This is a genomic window from Chryseobacterium sp. 27AL (assembly GCF_057815395.1).
The window spans coordinates 96678-112978 of sequence record NZ_JBYRIW010000004.1 but is presented as its reverse complement, the minus strand read 5'-3'; the positions used below and the strand labels follow the sequence as shown (position 1 = coordinate 112978).

Below are 16301 nucleotides of genomic sequence, written 5' to 3'. Positions count from 1 at the left end.
ATTTCCATAAGTAGGTTTTAGAACTTCACCGTGGTTAAGAGATAAAGTTTCGGCGGCACCTTTGGTGCCGCCGAAACTTTTTATGCTAAAAATTAAGCTGTCGTATCCGGATTGAAAACCCTCTGTGCAAGCTCCTGGTCAAAAAGATACAGTGCAGATGGGTTATCACTTACCATTTTTATTTTTGTCACCAACTGAGAAGCGCTTGCTTCCTCCTCTACCTGCTCATTAATGAACCACTGTAAGAATGAGGTCGTTGCAAAATCTCCTTCATCATTGGCATTTTTTACGATATTGAAAATGCTTTTTGTTACTTTTCTTTCATGTTCCAAAGCTCTTTCGAAAATATCGATTGCTCCCAAAAATTCGTGAGGTGGCTTTGGTATTTCACCAATGATGATTTCCCCTCCTACGTCATTAAGATAATCAAACATTTTATCGGCGTGCATCAATTCCTCTTTGCTCTGTACTCTGAAATAGTTGGCAATTCCGTCCAGGTCTTTTCCTGAAAACCATGCAGACATAGACAGGTAATATTGAGCAGCGTATTGTTCGTGAGCTATTTGTTCGTTAAGTAATTTCGCAATTTTCTCGCTAACCATAAGTAATAAATTTACGGTCAAAATTAGGGAATAAAACCCCGAAATCAAAAGTTTTAATAGAATTAATGGAAAAAGGGCGGAATAAATCCCACCCTTCAACACATTAAAAAATCAAAATTATAAACTACTTCGTTGCATCCGGAGCTACCGTATTCATCGGCTTATGCATTTTCGCTCCTCTCTCTTTCATTGCCATTCGTCTTTGTTCCATTTTAGCTTTTCTGTCAGCCTGCCATTTATCATATTGCTGAGGCGTCAGGATCTGTTTCATATCGGCATCCATTTGTGCTCTTTTGGCTTTCATCTGCTCCATTTTTGCCTGTCTTTCGCCTTTATTCTTTTCAAATTCAGCTTTCATTTCTGCTTTTCTTTTATCCTGCAACGCTTTGATTTTGTCGACCTGAGCCTGGTTCAGATTTAAATCTTTCTGCATCTGTGCTAAGTGCTCCTTTTCCTTTTGCTGAAACTTCTGTTGCATCTCGGCTTTTCTTGCCTGTCTGTCTTGAGGAGTTGTAGTCTGTTGTGCCATTGCAAAACTTCCAAATCCGATAAATGCTGCTGCTAATACTAATTTTTTCATATTCTAAAATATTTAATTATTTCTTTTATATCTTTTTGATTATTAGTTAAAACAAAAGTTAAACTGTAAATTTCATAAATTTTGTTAAAATTAAATACCAATTTATCAACAATGATTAATAAAAAAAAGAGCAGATTAAAAAAACCTGCCCTTCACACCACTTAAATATAATATATGAAAATTAATTCTTTGCAAATCCGTTTCTGAAACCGCCGTTTCCTTTTCTTTCACCGCCATTATTCTGCTGTTTCGGCGCTGAATTTTCACTTCTTCTAAAACCTCCTTCATTTCTGAAACCACTATTATTTTCTCTTCTTGGAGCCTCTTCTCTTCTCATTTCCCCACCTCTGAATCCGCCACCTCGGTTTCCATTATTTTCAGCTCTTTCATTACGGAATCCTCCGTTATTTCTAACTCCTGCATTGTCATTTCCTCTGAAACCTCCGTTATTTTTCGGTACATTGTTATCACTTCTGAAACCGGAATTGTCATTGTTTCTTTTATCTGCCTGGCCACGGAAGCTTCCGTTATTACCATCTCTTACAGGACCTCTGAAACCATTATTTGGCCGGTCGGATCTTACGATTTTGAAGGTCGGATTATCCATTCTTCTGAACTTCGCTCTGTCGACCCTGTAAATATTGATGTTTACGTTTCTGTATCTCGGCATCGGTCTGCAGATTGCTGCATAATGCGTTCTTCTGTAATTCTGGAAATAAACCACCGGGCTGTATCCTCTATAATAATTATTCTGGAAAACTACAAAAACTCTCGGTCCCATAATTCTCTGTAACGCGTAGAATCTGTCATAGTACCATCTGTCCGGATTATATCTATAGAATCTGTTCCATGATGAAAAGCTTACATAGAGATTGTTTAATCTTATAATCTGATCAATCTGCCATGGACTTAGCCTGTTTTGGGTGAAGAAAACATTCCAGTTGATATTAACGATACTGTTTCTGTAGTCATTGTAATTGGTTCGGTAATAATCCTGTGGATAATAGTCCTGAGGATAATTATAATAATAGTCATCCGGGAAATAGTTCTGGTCATCTTCATCGCTGTAATAGCCTCCATCATTCTGATAATATACATCATCCTCCCAACCGTTGTTTGGATACTGCTGAGCAAAGGAAAATATCCCAAGGCTCAAAGCAAAACTGATCAATATTTTTTTCATTTTTATAGTCGTTAATTGGTTAATAAAAAGTCTAATTTCTTATTCTACCTTTTTGATATAAATCAAAAAAAGAAGTTAAATCTTACGATAAAACTTCTTTTAATTTTATATTAAATAATTGAAAATCAAATGTTAAATTTACAATCTTCCACTTTCTTTTACCCAATCGGAAATCTTTTTATTGAAATCTGCTCTGTCTTTAAGATCCTCAAGCTTAAGATGCATACGGTACCTCCAGTAATGCGGGAAGACCGCAGGATTATTGATTCTTTCATTCTCCATTTCTGCATTTGCCAGCTCTTTGTCAGTAGCTAAAAATTCCTGTATTGGGAAAATAGCCAGCATAGCATCGTTGTATAAATGCTGCTTCATGATGATTTCAGCAAGATGCGGATCCAGATCTGCAGGCGCCTGCCCAAACTGAATCAGCTGAAGATTGAAATACTGCTGGGTAAGTTCAGGATTTTCTTTCCACCACTGTCTGAGTGTGGAACTGTCATGGGAAGAGGCGGTTACTACATTCAGATAACCCGCATTTTTAGGATTGTAAAAAGGAATATTATCAGATGGCATCCTCTGAACTTTCAAAGCAACGATCGCCAGTTCATCCATTACAGCGGGAACACAATCCGGAACAAGTCCCAAATCTTCACCGCAGATCAGCATTTTGGTCGCATTCAGAATTACAGGAAGTTTTTCCATTGCTTTTTCGTACCACAGATGATCCTGTCTTTTAAAGAAATAATCGTGATACAGATCATAGATGGCTTTCTTTTCCCAATCCGAAAGATAATGATAAGAATCTGTATGATATACGTTGAATCTTGGATGATAAACAACCTGCCCGTTTCTTTCTTCAATTAAGAATAAAACATTCGCGCAAAGCGAGATCAGCTGTTCTTCTATCGGACCTAGCGGATTCTTCTTAAAGAAATCAGATAACTTTCTCTGCGTATTGAATTCTTCTTTAAAAGAATAGGTTCCGTCGTGATTGTTGTTGATAAATTCAAGTGCTTTTTCTCTGTCTTCTCCGAAATATTTCCATAAAATCTGATCATTGATAAATGGCTTGCAATACCTGTCAAAATTAAACGGAATATTCCATGCGCCGAATTCTTCCAATGTCACTGGTACTGCAGGATAAAAATAGCCAAGAATTCCCTGTGTTGCTGAAACCGGCATTCTCCAGATTCTGAAAAACCCTAAAATATGGTCAATTCTCATCGCATCAAAATACTGTTCCAATGCTTTGAACCTGTTTTTCCACCATTTATAATCATCGGCTTTCATGGCTTCCCAGTTGTAGGTCGGGAATTCCCAGTTTTGGCCAAGCTCTGTAAACTGATCCGGTGGTGCACCTGCCTGGAAATCCATTCCGAATAGCTCGGGTTCTGTCCATGCTTCTACAGAATATCGGTAAATTCCGATCGGCAAGTCGCCTTTTACCGAAACACCAAGATGATGAGTATAGTCAATGGCTTCTTTCAATTGCTTGTGAAGCTGATACTGTACCCACGCATGAAGCATTGAAGCATCATAATCTTTACTTTTGGCATTGAAGAAAGGTGCAATTTTCCCGGCTATGTATTTTTTGTGCGTTTTCCATTCATTGAAATTCGGGGTTTTATATTTATCCCTTAAGACACAGAATGCAGAATAAGGAATCAACCAGGATTCATTGTCTTTAATAAACTTTTTAAAGTTTCTGTCTTTGTAAATTTTATCTTTATCTTCATTAAAAACCGCTTTCAGGTATTTCCATTTACCGGAGATCATTTTTTCATAATCGATCAGCTCAAGGGAATTTAATTCAGATTTTTCATTTTCATATTCCGCAGTAAGACTTTCAGGTAAAGGGAAATCAAGATTTTCAAGTGAAATATACTGCGGGTGAAGTGCATAAACAGAAACCGCTGCGTAAGGGTAAGAATCCGTCCATGTATAATTTGCAGTGGTATCATTGATTGGAAGGATCTGAATAATTCCGAGCTTGGTTTCATTTGCCCAGTCTGCCAGTTTTTTCAGATCAGAAAATTCTCCGACACCGAAGCCGTCATCTGTCCTGAGGGAAAAAATAGGAACGGCAACCCCTGCATCGTGATACATCTGATACAGTTTAAATTTAAAATAATGGTCAGAAACGATCTGCAGAACATCTTTGGAAGAATTCGGTGACGCAAAGCGGTTCTCTCCTACTTCCACATCTACAATCTTTCCGGTCTGTTTATCATAGAGACAATATTTGTACTGAATAAATTCATTTTCAGGAATTTCAACGGACGCTTCCCACACGCCAAAATCGGTTTGTGATAAATGAATTGCTTTTTCGTAATCCCAGTTTCCGAGAGAAGCTGTGCTTCCGAACAGCACAACGGCCCAGTTTGTATTGTAAATCGGCGCTTCGATTCTGAATAAATGAGTATGTTTCTTTAAAACCGATATTTTTTCAGGTTTAAATGTATTCAGTTTATTGTAAAGAATTTTGTTATTCAGGTAATTTTCGGGGAAATTTTTATTGTTCCAATGATCAAAAATGACGAATTCTTTATAATTATGAGGAAAGTTCAAACGATGCGGAACAAATTCTTCGCACAAAATATTTCCCCTATCATCTACAAGCTGATACTGATAAGAAATAAATTTTGAAAAATAATCAACCTCACATTTCCAAAGACCATTTTCTGTATAAAACATCGGATGAACCTGTGATACAGCATCTTCTTCGCTAATAACCAACTGAAGCCGTTCTCCGACTTTTGTACTGTAACCTACATTAAAATATAGCTTCATTTACATTTTTTTATAAAAATACATCATAATATTGAAAAATAAAACTTATTGAATATCAAATATTCATTAAAAAACCTTCTCAAAATATTTTGAAAAGGTTTAAATTTTATTAAAAATAAAGGCTTATTTCGTTACAATAATTTTTTTGTTAAGCAATACTTTTCCGGAATCGTCGGTAATATTAACCAGATATGCACCGCTCACAAGATTCTTTAAATAAACCTGCTGATTTAAAGAACCATTTTTCACTGATAAATTCTGATCCATTACATTTTTTCCTGACAGGTCAAAAATATTGAGTTTAATATTTCCTTTTACCGATTTGTCATTAACATTAATGTTGATCAATTTTTCATCTACTCTTGTCGGATAGATATCGAGATTAGCAAAAACATTGTTTGATATCGCTTTGTCATTAGCAAAATATTTACTGGCTAAATCATAAATATGTAAATTCTCCTGACCCGGAAGCTGTATTGCCTGCAAAGTATTAAGGTCGACTTCATATAAAACAGCACCTTTTGCACTGGCAATCACCACTTTTCCGTTAGAACTCACGGCAGATCCATTCACAGAGTAATTATCCGGAATGCCTGAAATTTTACCTACAAACTTTGCTTTCAAATCTTTTGTTGAAACTTTAAATACATTTCCGGAAGCCGAAAAAATATAGAAGTTATTATCTGCATCGGCAATCATATCGCCTCCGAAACCCGTTTCAATTGTAGTGAAAGAATTTTTGCCGTTGGAAGCATCATCAGTAATAATTCCCAAATCACTTACAACATATTGACTTCCTATTCTGCTGATCTTCAGGAATTGCGTGCCTGAATTGTTGACTGCGTAAATACTCCCATCGTAACCTGTTGCCATTCTTGTAAAGTGAGAATTAATATCACATGAACTCACTCTGGCTACATTATTTTCAATCAAAGTAATTTCTCCGGATTTTGCATTGAGCACATAAATATTCGATGAAAACATGGGCATGTACACAAGGTTGTTGTTGGAAGCATCATAAGCAAGGGTGGCCATATTCATAGCCTGAGCATTATTATGAGCATTCTTATCTTCGGTTACCACACCGTTTCTTGTTTGTGAAAAGACTTTTGCAGAAGTATCAGCTGTAAAAATCTTCTCCCCGGAATTTCCGTTTGCTAAATCAAGAGCACGGAAATCATTAAACACAATATTCGGAGTGTCTTTACCGACAAGCGCAAAAAAATCCTGTTGTGCAGATGCATTGGCACCGATTAAAAGCAGAAATAAAGGGAATAGATGTTTTTTCATAGTATATAAATTTAATTTTTAATCATTTTATTATGACTAAGTTACGTAATTTTTGAATTGAATTTTAAAAAATTTTTGAAGTTAATAAAAAATTTTGAAAAGGAATCTCTGTCATTCTGACGAAGGAAGAATCTCATGCAATTATATAAGAGATTCTTCATTTCGCTTTGCTTCATTCAGAATGACATTTGCGCATAAAAAAACTCCCACAAAAATTGTGAGAGTTTGTATGCCAATATTTTTAGAATTTTAATTTAAAACATAAGAAGTTCCATCTCTTCCGTCTTTCAATTCGATGCCTTCGGCAAGAAGCTTGTCACGGATCTGATCTGAAAGTTCGAAATTTTTTGATTTTCTCGCCTGATTTCTTAATTCGATTAAAACCTTTAATGTCTGATCAAGTTTTTCATTATTATTTTCTTCAATATTCTGAAGCCCTAAAACATCGAAAACAAATGCATTCAATGTAGATTTTAATTCCTCTAAATCTTTCGTTGAAATCGTTTCCTTATTATCATTCAAAGCAAAGATATATTTTACCGCTTCAAATAAATGCGCAATTAAAACAGGTGAGTTGAAATCATCCGTTAAAGCATCGTATGCTTTATTTTTCCATTCCTCCAGACTGAAAGCTGATTTTTTTTCGTTGTTTGGGATAATATTATGTAAAACTTTAATAGCTTCCATTAATCTGATGAAACCTTTTTCACTGGCCAGCATTGCATCATTGGAAATATCCAGCACACTTCTGTAATGAGCCTGCAGGAAGCAAAAACGTACAATCGACGGATGGAAAGGCTTTTCAAAGAAATCATTTTCACCGGTAACTAACTGCATCGGCAAAATATAATTCCCCGTAGACTTACTCATACGCTGGGAATTCATCGTCAGCATATTCGCATGCATCCAATAATTTACCGGAGCAGTATCATTGCAGGCTTTTCCCTGTGCGATTTCACATTCGTGGTGTGGAAATTTAAGATCCATTCCTCCTCCGTGGATGTCGAAAGTTTCACCTAAATATTTCGTGCTCATTGCGGTACACTCCAGATGCCATCCCGGGAAACCTTCTCCCCAAGGGGAATTCCATCGCATAATGTGTGCCGGAGAAGCTTTTTTCCAAAGTGCGAAATCCTGTGGATTTTTCTTTTCTCCCTGTCCGTCCAGATCGCGGGTATTGGCAAAAAGCTCTTCAATATTTCTTTTGGAAAGCTCTCCGTAGTTTAAACCTCTTCTGTTGTATTCCAGCACATCAAAATACACAGAACCATTGCTTTCGTAAGCGAATCCTCTTTCGATTAGCTTTTGGGTCAATTCGATCTGCTCTACAATATGACCGGTTGCAGTCGGCTCAATATTTGGCGGCAACAAATTAAACAGATCCAGCACTTTATGAAAATCCACAGTATATTTCTGAACGATTTCCATGGGTTCCAGCTTTTCGAGACGGGTCTGTTTTACAAAACGGTCGTTGTTTACATCACCATCATCGGTAAGGTGACCTGCATCGGTGATATTTCTTACATACCTTACTTTATAGCCAAGATGCATTAAGCTTCTGTAAATAAAATCAAAGGAAAGAAAGGTTCTGACATTTCCTAAATGCACATTGCTGTAAACGGTTGGCCCACAAACGTACATCCCAACATTTCCTTCTAAAATGGGTTTAAATATTTCTTTTTCGCCGGTAAGCGAATTGTATATTTTTAATTGCATGATTTTTTATACGTGATAATTAATGATTGATAAATGATTTTTTTTAAATTTAATTCAAGATAAATCTTTCACAACAAATAATTGTCGTGATAAAAATTTTATTAGAAACTTTTTTAAATTTTATCATATAACAAACTTTGTATTAATTTAATCCAATTTTGCATGGCTTCCCACATAATGAAGGAATTCCTGTCTTGTAATCGGATTGGTTCTGAAAATACCGCTCAATTCTGCCGTAATGGTAGAACTCGCCGTGTCTTTTATCCCTCTGCAGTTTACGCAAAGATGCTTTGCGTCAATGATACAGGCAACATCTTTTGTACCTAAAGCTTCTTTTAATGCGTCTACGATCTGCATCGTAAGTCTTTCCTGAACCTGCGGCCTTTTCGCATAATAATCGACAATCCTGTTGATTTTAGACAGACCGATCACTTCTCCATTTGAGATGTAAGCAACATGTGCCCTTCCGATAATAGGCAGGAAATGGTGTTCACAAAATGAATATACTGTAATGTCTTTTTCCACCAGCATCTGGCGGTATTTATATTTATTCGAAAAAGTGGAAATTCCCGGTTTGTTTTCAGGAAGGAGGCCTCCGAAAATTTCATTTACATACATCTTGGCAACACGTCTCGGAGAGTCTTTCAATGAATCATCAGTCATGTCTAATCCTAATGTTTCCATGATTTCTCCAAAAAGCGCTGTAATTTTTTCTATCTTCTCTTCTGGCGATTTATCAAAAGCATCTTTCCTTATAGGCGTATGTTCTTTTCCAGTGAAAATATCATCGTCGTTATCAGTAAAATCAACCATTTTTATTTAATTTGCACAAAAATACGGATAAAATCTGTTCGTCATATTTAATTTGGGCGAAAAACATTATCTTTCATCTCCACCATCATTTTACGTTATGATTATTGCTGAAGAAGTAAAAAACGAATCCCAAAAAAGGGAATTTTTAGAATTTCCGGTGAGACTGTATCACCATGACCCAAACTATGTAAGGCCTTTGGATAAAGACATTGAAGAAATTTTTAATCCCGAAAAAAATAAGTTTTTTAAAAACGGAGAATGCGCCAGATTTTTATTTAAAAATAAAGAAAAAGAAACTTTAGGAAAGGTAGCTGTTTTTGTCAACAATCTTTACAAGCAGCAGCAACCGACAGGAGGAATTGGTTTTTTCGATTGCATAAACGATCAGCAAACCGCAGATTTTATTTTCAATTATTGTAAAAAATGGCTCCAAGAAAGAGGGATGGAAGCCATGGATGGATCGATTAACTTTGGAGAACGTGATAAATTCTGGGGTGTGTTGATTGATGGTTTTGCACAGCCTCTATATGGGATGAATTATAATTTTCCTTATTATAAAGACCTTTTTGAAAATTATGGTTTCAAAGTCTATTTTGAACAGCTTTGTTTTTCGAGACCGATTTTTGCGGACGTGTCCCGTGTTTTTACCGTCATGCATGCTAAACACAGTCGAAATCCGGATCTTACGGCAAAACCGATGAAAAAAAATAACCTGAAAAAATTTGCACAGGATTTTACCGAAATCTACAATAAAGCCTGGGCAGCACACGGAGAAGGAAAGCATATAACGGAATCTAAAGTTTTGAGAATGTTCAGAAAAATGAAACCGATTCTGAATGATCACATTTCCTGGTTTGTCTACGAAAAAGAAAAGCCGATTGCCATGTGGATGAATCTTCCTGATCTTAATCAGTGGTTTAAATATCTGAACGGGAAATTCGGTGTTTTTGAAAAGCTTAAATTTTTATGGGTTAAAAAATTCAAGAAGAATGAAAAAATGGTTGGCCTTGTTTTTGGAGTCGTTCCTGAATGGCAAAAAAAGGGTATCGAAGGATATATGATCTGGGAAGGTACGCAGCATTTAAGAGAACATACCGATTTTAAAGTGACTGAAATGCAGTGGATCGGAGATTTCAATCCTAAAATGATTAAGATTGCAGAAAATCTTGATACTACAGTAACCAGAAAGCTGGCAACTTACCGATATCTTTTTGACAGGAATAAAGAATTTGAAAGGCATCCGACACTATAACTTCAAAATAATATTTTATGAGCTCAGTTATTGTTTTAATTATATTATTTCTTATCATTATTTTTTCAATTCCGGCACTTATCTTCCTGATTGCTTATATTGCTGCAAGAAGCCGGAAAAAGAAGCAGCAGGCTTTGCTCGCACAGATTGGCACGCCTGAGTATTACGCTTTTGTCCGTTATAATATGGGAAATGCCCAAAATGAGTTTTTTAAACTGAAAGCATTTCAGGGTAGTGGAATTTTATATGTGGAGGGTAGAAATATCCATTTTACAGATACCTTACATCAGAATCCTCACATTTTCCCTATGAACGAAAGCAGTATAAAATGGGAAGACATCAATATTGTCAACGGTCTCCTGAAGTGGTTTTCCATAGAAGATCAAACCAGGAAATACTTTTTTAATATCGAAAGTGGCATGTTTATTTTTAACCTGGATTCTTCTAAGCCAACTACCAAAAGTGTATTTGACAGATTATTACAATATCAGAATGAGATTTAATTTAGGATTCGGCGGCCGCCGAATCCTAAATCAGAAAATAAGAAAGCCTTATCATACAACAAGGCTTCTCTTTATCATCAATTTTACTCTATTAGAATAGCGCTCCCGCTACTTTTTTAATATTATCACTTTTTCCCATCGAATAGAAATGCAGTACCGGCACTCCGAAATCAAGCAATTCTCTGCATTGGGTAATCGCCCATTCAATACCGATCTGTTTTACGGCTTCGTTATTTTTAGCATTTTCAACTTCAGTAATTAGCTCCTCTGGCAGATCAATTTTAAATATCTGTGGCAGGATTTTAAGATGTTTTTTCGTAGCAATAGGTTTAATTCCAGGAATAATAGGAACTGTAATTCCCATTTCACGGGCCTTTTTTACAAATTCGATAAACTTTTTATTGTCGAAAAACATTTGCGTTACAATATAATCGGCACCTGCATCTACTTTTTGTTTCAGCCATTTTAAATCATAATTCATGGAAGGAGCTTCAATATGCTTCTCAGGATAACCGGCAACGCCAACACAAAATTTGTTATGCTCTTCACACTCCTGGTCCTCATTATGCAGATATTTGCCTCTTCCCAGATTATTGATCTGATGAACTAAATCCATCGCACTGGCATGTCCTCCGTTGGTAGGTTCAAAATATTGATGTCCTTTCATAGCATCGCCACGTAGCGCCATTACATTGTCAATTCCAAGATACATACAGTCTACCAGAAGATATTCTGTCTCTTCTTTCGTGAATCCTCCACAAAGCAGGTGCGGAACCGTATCAACATTATATTTATGCTGAATGGCGGCACAGATTCCCAAAGTTCCGGGACGCATTCTGGTGATTCGGCGCTCCATTAAACCGTTTCCTTTATCGATATAAATATATTCTTCTCTGGAAGTCGTAACGTCAATGAAGGGCGGTTTAAATTCCATTAAAGGATCAATATTTTTATAGAGATCTTCGATTCCGATTCCTTTTTGGGGCGGAACCACTTCAAGGGAGAACAGGGTTTTTCCATTTGCGTTTTTTATATGGTCGGTGATTTTCATTAATCTTGATTCGTTTTGCTTTTTATAAAATTTATAGTATAATTAATGATATTTGCTGTTACTTCATTATAAATAACATCAGGCTTATCATCATAAGTATATGTCTTATTAAATATTAAATCTACTTCTTCATTTCCAATAAAATCAAAGACTCCATTAAGATGTTCAGCTATATATTTTATTGTTTTTTTCTTAATTATAATTTTAAGAATAAGTTTAAAATTAAATTCTTTTTGGATGTGATCAATAAAATCTATTGGAAGCTTTACTTCAAGAGTATTGTTAACGAAGATGCTTTCATTTCTATATCTTTTTACAAATGACTCGTAATTTGATAGTAAAAACTTTGAAGGAGGATAAATTAAATACGACCCTTGAAAAAGTTCACCTATTTTGTTTAATTTAGGTAATAAATACATGAAATAATTAACTATATAATATTCAATTATTTCTTTTTTATTTTTCTCAAAATCTAAAATTGGAGCTGTATTAATCTGCGATTCTTTAACAAACAACTCAATCTCCTTATCCAAATCATCAGCTTCATTAATATTTTCTCCATTAATGGCTTTCTGGATAATACCAAAGCTATGTCTTACATTTTCTGCAAACAACTTTATCAAATCTTCATAAATCCCATTATCCGCAATATTTAAAGCAGCATAATATTGAACTTTATCTCTGTTCTTAATAACAATTACCGGATATTTATGTTTCAATAAAATAAAATTGCTTAAAATTCTTGCTAACCTTCCGTTTCCGTCATCAAACGGATGAATTGCTGTAAACTTGTGATGAAAGATTGCAGACATTACTACCGGATGAAGCCTTTCTTCTTCGGCATTTCTATACCATTTCAGCAAATTATTCATTTCAAAAGCAACATCTTCCGGATTGGTGTAATAATGAATATCTCCCGAAACTGTCTTTACATGATTCGGCGAAGTTTTATATTGCCCGATTTTTATTTCTTTTTCAAATTCAATTCCTTGCGGTGAAACAGTTTTTGAAAAATATGGTTCTATTAAAATTATTTTATGCAGATCTTTGATATCGCTTTCTGAAAGCGGACGATTCTCTTTAATCAATTGCAACATAAATCCAATTGCCTCATTATGACCTTTGATATCTAAATGATCTTTGAAAGGTTTTCCTTTTGCCGTCAATCCAAAATTTAAAAAAGCAACAGTTTCTCCATAGCTCAATTGATTTCCTTCAATGGCATTAGAATTATAATTCCAGTCTAATTTTAATTTCTGAAAGATCTTATTTTCCAGTTCTGTAGAAAACGGTCGATGAGTATCAATTAATTTTTTTTGTTCATCAATTAATTGTATTTCGTCTAAATTTTCTAATATTTTGATATTTTTCATGATGCTATTTTAATTACAAAAATAGATTTTAATCTGCTAAATTCGGCGACAGCCATTTTCTCGCCTCCTGTAAAGAAATTCCTTTTCTTACGGAGTAATCTTTCAGCTGGTCTTCGGCGATTTTCCCAAGGCCGAAATATTTGGCGTGTGGACTCCCGAAATAATATCCGGAAACCGAAGCAGTAGGAAACATAGCTAAACTTTCTGTCAAATAAACACCAATGTTTTCTTCTACTTTCAATAAGTCCCAAATGGCGTGCTTTTCAAGATGGTCGGGACAGGCAGGATATCCCGGAGCAGGACGAATCCCTTTGTATTTTTCAGCAATCAGTTCTTCGTTGGTTAAATTTTCCTGATTGGCATAGCCCCAATATTCGGTTCTCACTTTTTTATGTAAAAATTCAGCGTAAGCTTCTGCAAAACGATCTGCCAATACTTTTACCATGATGGCATTATAGTCATCGTTTGATTTTTCGTATTCTGCTGCCAGTTCATCTGTGCCGAAACCTGTCGTTACACAGAAAGCTCCCATATAATCAGTTTTTCCTGAACTTTGAGGCGCAATAAAATCACTTAAAGCCAGATAATCTTTTCCTTTTGAACGTTGAGTCTGCTGTCTTAATGTAATGAACTTTGCTTTTTGCTGATAATTTTCATCGAAAATTAAAATATCATCGGTTTCAGTAGAATTGGCTTTAAAAATTCCGAAAATAGCTTTTGCAGTCAGTAATTTTTCATCCAGAATTCTCTTTAAAATAACCTGAGCATCTTTGAAAAGTTCCTTCGCTTGGGCTCCGACAACCTCATCTTCCAGAATATTCGGATATTTTCCATGCAGGTCCCAGCTTCTAAAAAACGGGGACCAGTCGATGAAAGGCAACAATTCTCTTAAATCCTGATTTTCAACAACCGTAATTCCCAATTGATTTGGGGTAAAAATTTCTTCAGTTTCCCAGTCAATTTTAAACTTATTCTCTCTCGCTTCTTCAATGGAGACATAATCTTTGTCAACCTGCCTGTTCAGGAACTTTTCACGAAATTCGGAATAGTCATTTTTTAAGTCTGCAACATATTCCTTATTTCGGTCACCCAGCAATGAGCTTACCACATTTACCGCCCTGGAAGCATCATTTACATGAACGACTGCATTTTTATATTTTAAATCAATTTTAACAGCGGTATGTGCTTTTGAAGTAGTTGCACCGCCTATCAATAAAGGAAAATCAAGGTTCTGTCTTTCCAGCTCGGAAGCAATATACACCATTTCATCCAGACTTGGTGTGATCAGTCCGCTCAGCCCGATAACGTCTACTTTTTCTTCAATGGCCGTCTGGATAATTTTTTCGGCAGGAACCATTACTCCCAAATCAACGATTTCATAATTGTTACAGCCTAACACTACACTTACAATATTTTTACCGATGTCATGAACATCGCCTTTTACCGTTGCCATCAGAATTTTTCCAGCCCTCTCTCTCCCAGAGGGAGAAGAATTCCTAATACTATTGTTTTTATTTTTCTGAAGTTCTTCAGAAATTGTATTTAAGACAGAATCAAGATTTTTTAAAACATCTTCATTGGTAAACCTAATAACTTTAAATCCATACGATTGCAAAATTTCAGTTCTTGATGTGTCTCTTTCTTTTTGTGCTTCGTTATGATGAAATTTCCCGTCAACTTCTATAATAAGGTTTGCCTTCAAACTAACAAAATCTACTATAAACTGATCAATAATATGCTGCCTTCTGAATTTATAACCTTCAAACTTTTTGCTTCTTAATATATTCCAAAGTAAAGTTTCTGCCTCCGTCATTTTATCGCGCAATTGTTTTGCACGTGTTTTCAATTCTTTATATAATACGGGGTTTGCGGTTTGCCAGCCATATTTTTTATTTTCATTATTGCGCAGATTATTATTAGAGATTTTCTCCCCTTCGGGGGAAAGGGGGTTTTTAATAAATGGTTCAATATATGCCACGGCTTTTTTCATTACCCTTGCCGATTTTACAACCTGAGGAAGAAACATTTTTCCGCTTCCGAACAAATCTCCGACAACGCCCATTCCGGTCATCAGGTTAATTTCGATAACGTGCAATGGTTTTTCTGCCTGTTGCCTTGCTTCCTCAACATCTTCTTCAATAAAACGGTCGATCCCTTTAACCAAAGCATGCGTAATTCTATCCTGCAAAGGATAGTTTCTCCATTCTAAATCTTCAACTTTTTCTTTTTTGACCGATTTATGCTTTTCGGAATAGTCTAAAAGCCTTTCTGTAGCGTCTTCTCTTTTATCAAGAATAACATCTTCTACAAGCTCAAGAAGCTCTTTATTAATTTCATCATAAACCTCAAGCATTGCAGGATTTACGATTCCCATATTCATCCCAGCCTGAATGGCGTGATACAGGAAAACAGAATGCATCGCTTCCCTCACGGTGTCATTTCCCCTAAACGAGAAAGAAACATTAGAAACCCCTCCGCTCACCGATGCATACGGAAGATTCTGGCGAACCCATCTTGTTGCCTCGATGAAATCTATTGCATTTCGACGGTGCTCATCCATACCTGTAGCAACCGGGAAAATATTTAAATCGAAAATAATATCTTCTGCAGGAAAATTTAAACGATTCACCAAAATATCGTAAGATCGCTTGGAAATTTCAATTCTGCGTTCATACGTATCCGCCTGCCCCACTTCATCAAATGCCATCACAATGACGGCAGCTCCATACCTTTTGATGGCTTTGGCCTGCCTGATAAATTCTTCTTCTCCTCCTTTAAGGCTGATTGAATTGACCACGCATTTTCCCTGTGCCACCTGAAGTCCGGCTTCCAGAATTTCCCATTTAGAAGAATCGATCATGAGAGGAATTCTTGCAATATCCGGTTCGGAAGCTATTAAATTTAAAAATTTTATCATGGAAGCTTTACCATCAATCAAGCCGTCATCGAAATTGACATCCAGAATCTGTGCGCCTCCTTCAACCTGATGACGGGCTATATCCAATGCTTCCGCAAATTTTTCTTCCTTTATTAATCTTAAAAACTTCTTGGAGCCGGCAACATTGGTTCTTTCCCCAACGTTGATAAAATTGCTTTCCGGCGTAATAATCAGCGGCTCGAGCCCTGATAATTTTAAATATTTCATCAA

At 35.9% G+C, this 16301-nt stretch carries 12 protein-coding genes; 2 read left to right on the top strand and 10 right to left on the bottom strand.

The features are described 5' to 3' along the window. Window positions 1–92: 92 nt before the first annotated feature. From AC3WV0_RS09560 to folE, 7 genes are all read right to left on the bottom strand, one after another. The gene (locus tag AC3WV0_RS09560; protein WP_089999808.1) at window positions 93–602 is read right to left on the bottom strand and encodes a ferritin; all 510 of its coding nucleotides are present in this window, start codon (window positions 600–602) and stop codon (window positions 93–95) included. A 124-nt stretch (window positions 603–726) separates the two neighbouring features. After that, window positions 727–1182: a hypothetical protein gene (locus AC3WV0_RS09555; RefSeq protein ID WP_488845873.1), complete on the bottom strand. Its 456-nt coding sequence runs from the start codon at window positions 1180–1182 to the stop codon at window positions 727–729. Between the two features lie 181 nt (window positions 1183–1363). Then, complete coding sequence (locus AC3WV0_RS09550; protein WP_488845872.1) at window positions 1364–2365, bottom strand: hypothetical protein; 1002 nt, start codon at window positions 2363–2365, stop codon at window positions 1364–1366. Between the two features lie 138 nt (window positions 2366–2503). After that, a complete protein-coding gene (locus AC3WV0_RS09545) occupies window positions 2504–5155 on the bottom strand; it encodes a 4-alpha-glucanotransferase (RefSeq protein WP_488845871.1) in 2652 nt (883 codons plus the stop codon). Between the two features lie 123 nt (window positions 5156–5278). Next, window positions 5279–6445 (bottom strand): T9SS type A sorting domain-containing protein, encoded by a 1167-nt coding sequence (locus tag AC3WV0_RS09540; protein ID WP_488845870.1) that lies wholly within the window; start codon window positions 6443–6445, stop codon window positions 5279–5281. Between the two features lie 249 nt (window positions 6446–6694). Then, the gene (gene cysS / locus AC3WV0_RS09535; protein WP_488845869.1) at window positions 6695–8161 is read right to left on the bottom strand and encodes a cysteine--tRNA ligase; all 1467 of its coding nucleotides are present in this window, start codon (window positions 8159–8161) and stop codon (window positions 6695–6697) included. Window positions 8162–8308: 147 nt separating this feature from the next. Continuing rightward, a complete protein-coding gene (folE, locus tag AC3WV0_RS09530; RefSeq protein WP_488845868.1) occupies window positions 8309–8974 on the bottom strand; it encodes a GTP cyclohydrolase I FolE in 666 nt (221 codons plus the stop codon). Window positions 8975–9071: 97 nt separating this feature from the next. On the opposite strand from folE, the gene AC3WV0_RS09525 reads away from it, so the two are divergent. Next, a complete protein-coding gene (locus tag AC3WV0_RS09525; RefSeq protein ID WP_488845867.1) occupies window positions 9072–10226 on the top strand; it encodes a hypothetical protein in 1155 nt (384 codons plus the stop codon). Window positions 10227–10243: 17 nt separating this feature from the next. Then, on the top strand, window positions 10244–10729 hold the full coding sequence (locus AC3WV0_RS09520; protein WP_488845866.1) for a hypothetical protein: 486 nt from the start codon (window positions 10244–10246) through the stop codon (window positions 10727–10729). Window positions 10730–10820: 91 nt separating this feature from the next. Here the strand turns inward: AC3WV0_RS09520 and metF are convergent, their stop codons facing one another. The 3 genes from metF to AC3WV0_RS09505 are packed head-to-tail and all read right to left on the bottom strand — an operon-like array spanning window position 10821 to window position 16298. After that, window positions 10821–11780, bottom strand: coding sequence for a methylenetetrahydrofolate reductase [NAD(P)H] (gene metF, locus AC3WV0_RS09515; protein ID WP_488845865.1), 960 nt, complete (start codon window positions 11778–11780; stop codon window positions 10821–10823). Next, window positions 11780–13153, bottom strand: coding sequence for a Fic family protein (locus AC3WV0_RS09510; protein ID WP_488845864.1), 1374 nt, complete (start codon window positions 13151–13153; stop codon window positions 11780–11782). Before AC3WV0_RS09510 ends, metF begins: the two co-directional genes overlap by 1 nt. Window positions 13154–13181: 28 nt before the next feature. After that, the gene (locus AC3WV0_RS09505) at window positions 13182–16298 is read right to left on the bottom strand and encodes a vitamin B12 dependent-methionine synthase activation domain-containing protein (RefSeq protein WP_488845863.1); all 3117 of its coding nucleotides are present in this window, start codon (window positions 16296–16298) and stop codon (window positions 13182–13184) included. Between the last annotated feature and the right edge of the window lie 3 nt (window positions 16299–16301).

What these genes read in the sequence shown, in the direction of transcription:
- AC3WV0_RS09540 (WP_488845870.1), bottom strand. Translation starts at nt 6,445, where the DNA reads ATGAAAAAACATCTATTCCCTTTATTTCTGCTTTTAATCGGTGCCAAT.
- AC3WV0_RS09550 (WP_488845872.1), bottom strand. Translation starts at nt 2,365, where the DNA reads ATGAAAAAAATATTGATCAGTTTTGCTTTGAGCCTTGGGATATTTTCC.
- cysS (WP_488845869.1), bottom strand. Translation starts at nt 8,161, where the DNA reads ATGCAATTAAAAATATACAATTCGCTTACCGGCGAAAAAGAAATATTT.
- AC3WV0_RS09525 (WP_488845867.1), top strand. Translation starts at nt 9,072, where the DNA reads ATGATTATTGCTGAAGAAGTAAAAAACGAATCCCAAAAAAGGGAATTT.
- metF (WP_488845865.1), bottom strand. Translation starts at nt 11,780, where the DNA reads ATGAAAATCACCGACCATATAAAAAACGCAAATGGAAAAACCCTGTTC.
- folE (WP_488845868.1), bottom strand. Translation starts at nt 8,974, where the DNA reads ATGGTTGATTTTACTGATAACGACGATGATATTTTCACTGGAAAAGAA.
- AC3WV0_RS09520 (WP_488845866.1), top strand. Translation starts at nt 10,244, where the DNA reads ATGAGCTCAGTTATTGTTTTAATTATATTATTTCTTATCATTATTTTT.
- AC3WV0_RS09510 (WP_488845864.1), bottom strand. Translation starts at nt 13,153, where the DNA reads ATGAAAAATATCAAAATATTAGAAAATTTAGACGAAATACAATTAATT.
- AC3WV0_RS09505 (WP_488845863.1), bottom strand. Translation starts at nt 16,298, where the DNA reads ATGAAATATTTAAAATTATCAGGGCTCGAGCCGCTGATTATTACGCCG.
- AC3WV0_RS09560 (WP_089999808.1), bottom strand. Translation starts at nt 602, where the DNA reads ATGGTTAGCGAGAAAATTGCGAAATTACTTAACGAACAAATAGCTCAC.
- AC3WV0_RS09555 (WP_488845873.1), bottom strand. Translation starts at nt 1,182, where the DNA reads ATGAAAAAATTAGTATTAGCAGCAGCATTTATCGGATTTGGAAGTTTT.
- AC3WV0_RS09545 (WP_488845871.1), bottom strand. Translation starts at nt 5,155, where the DNA reads ATGAAGCTATATTTTAATGTAGGTTACAGTACAAAAGTCGGAGAACGG.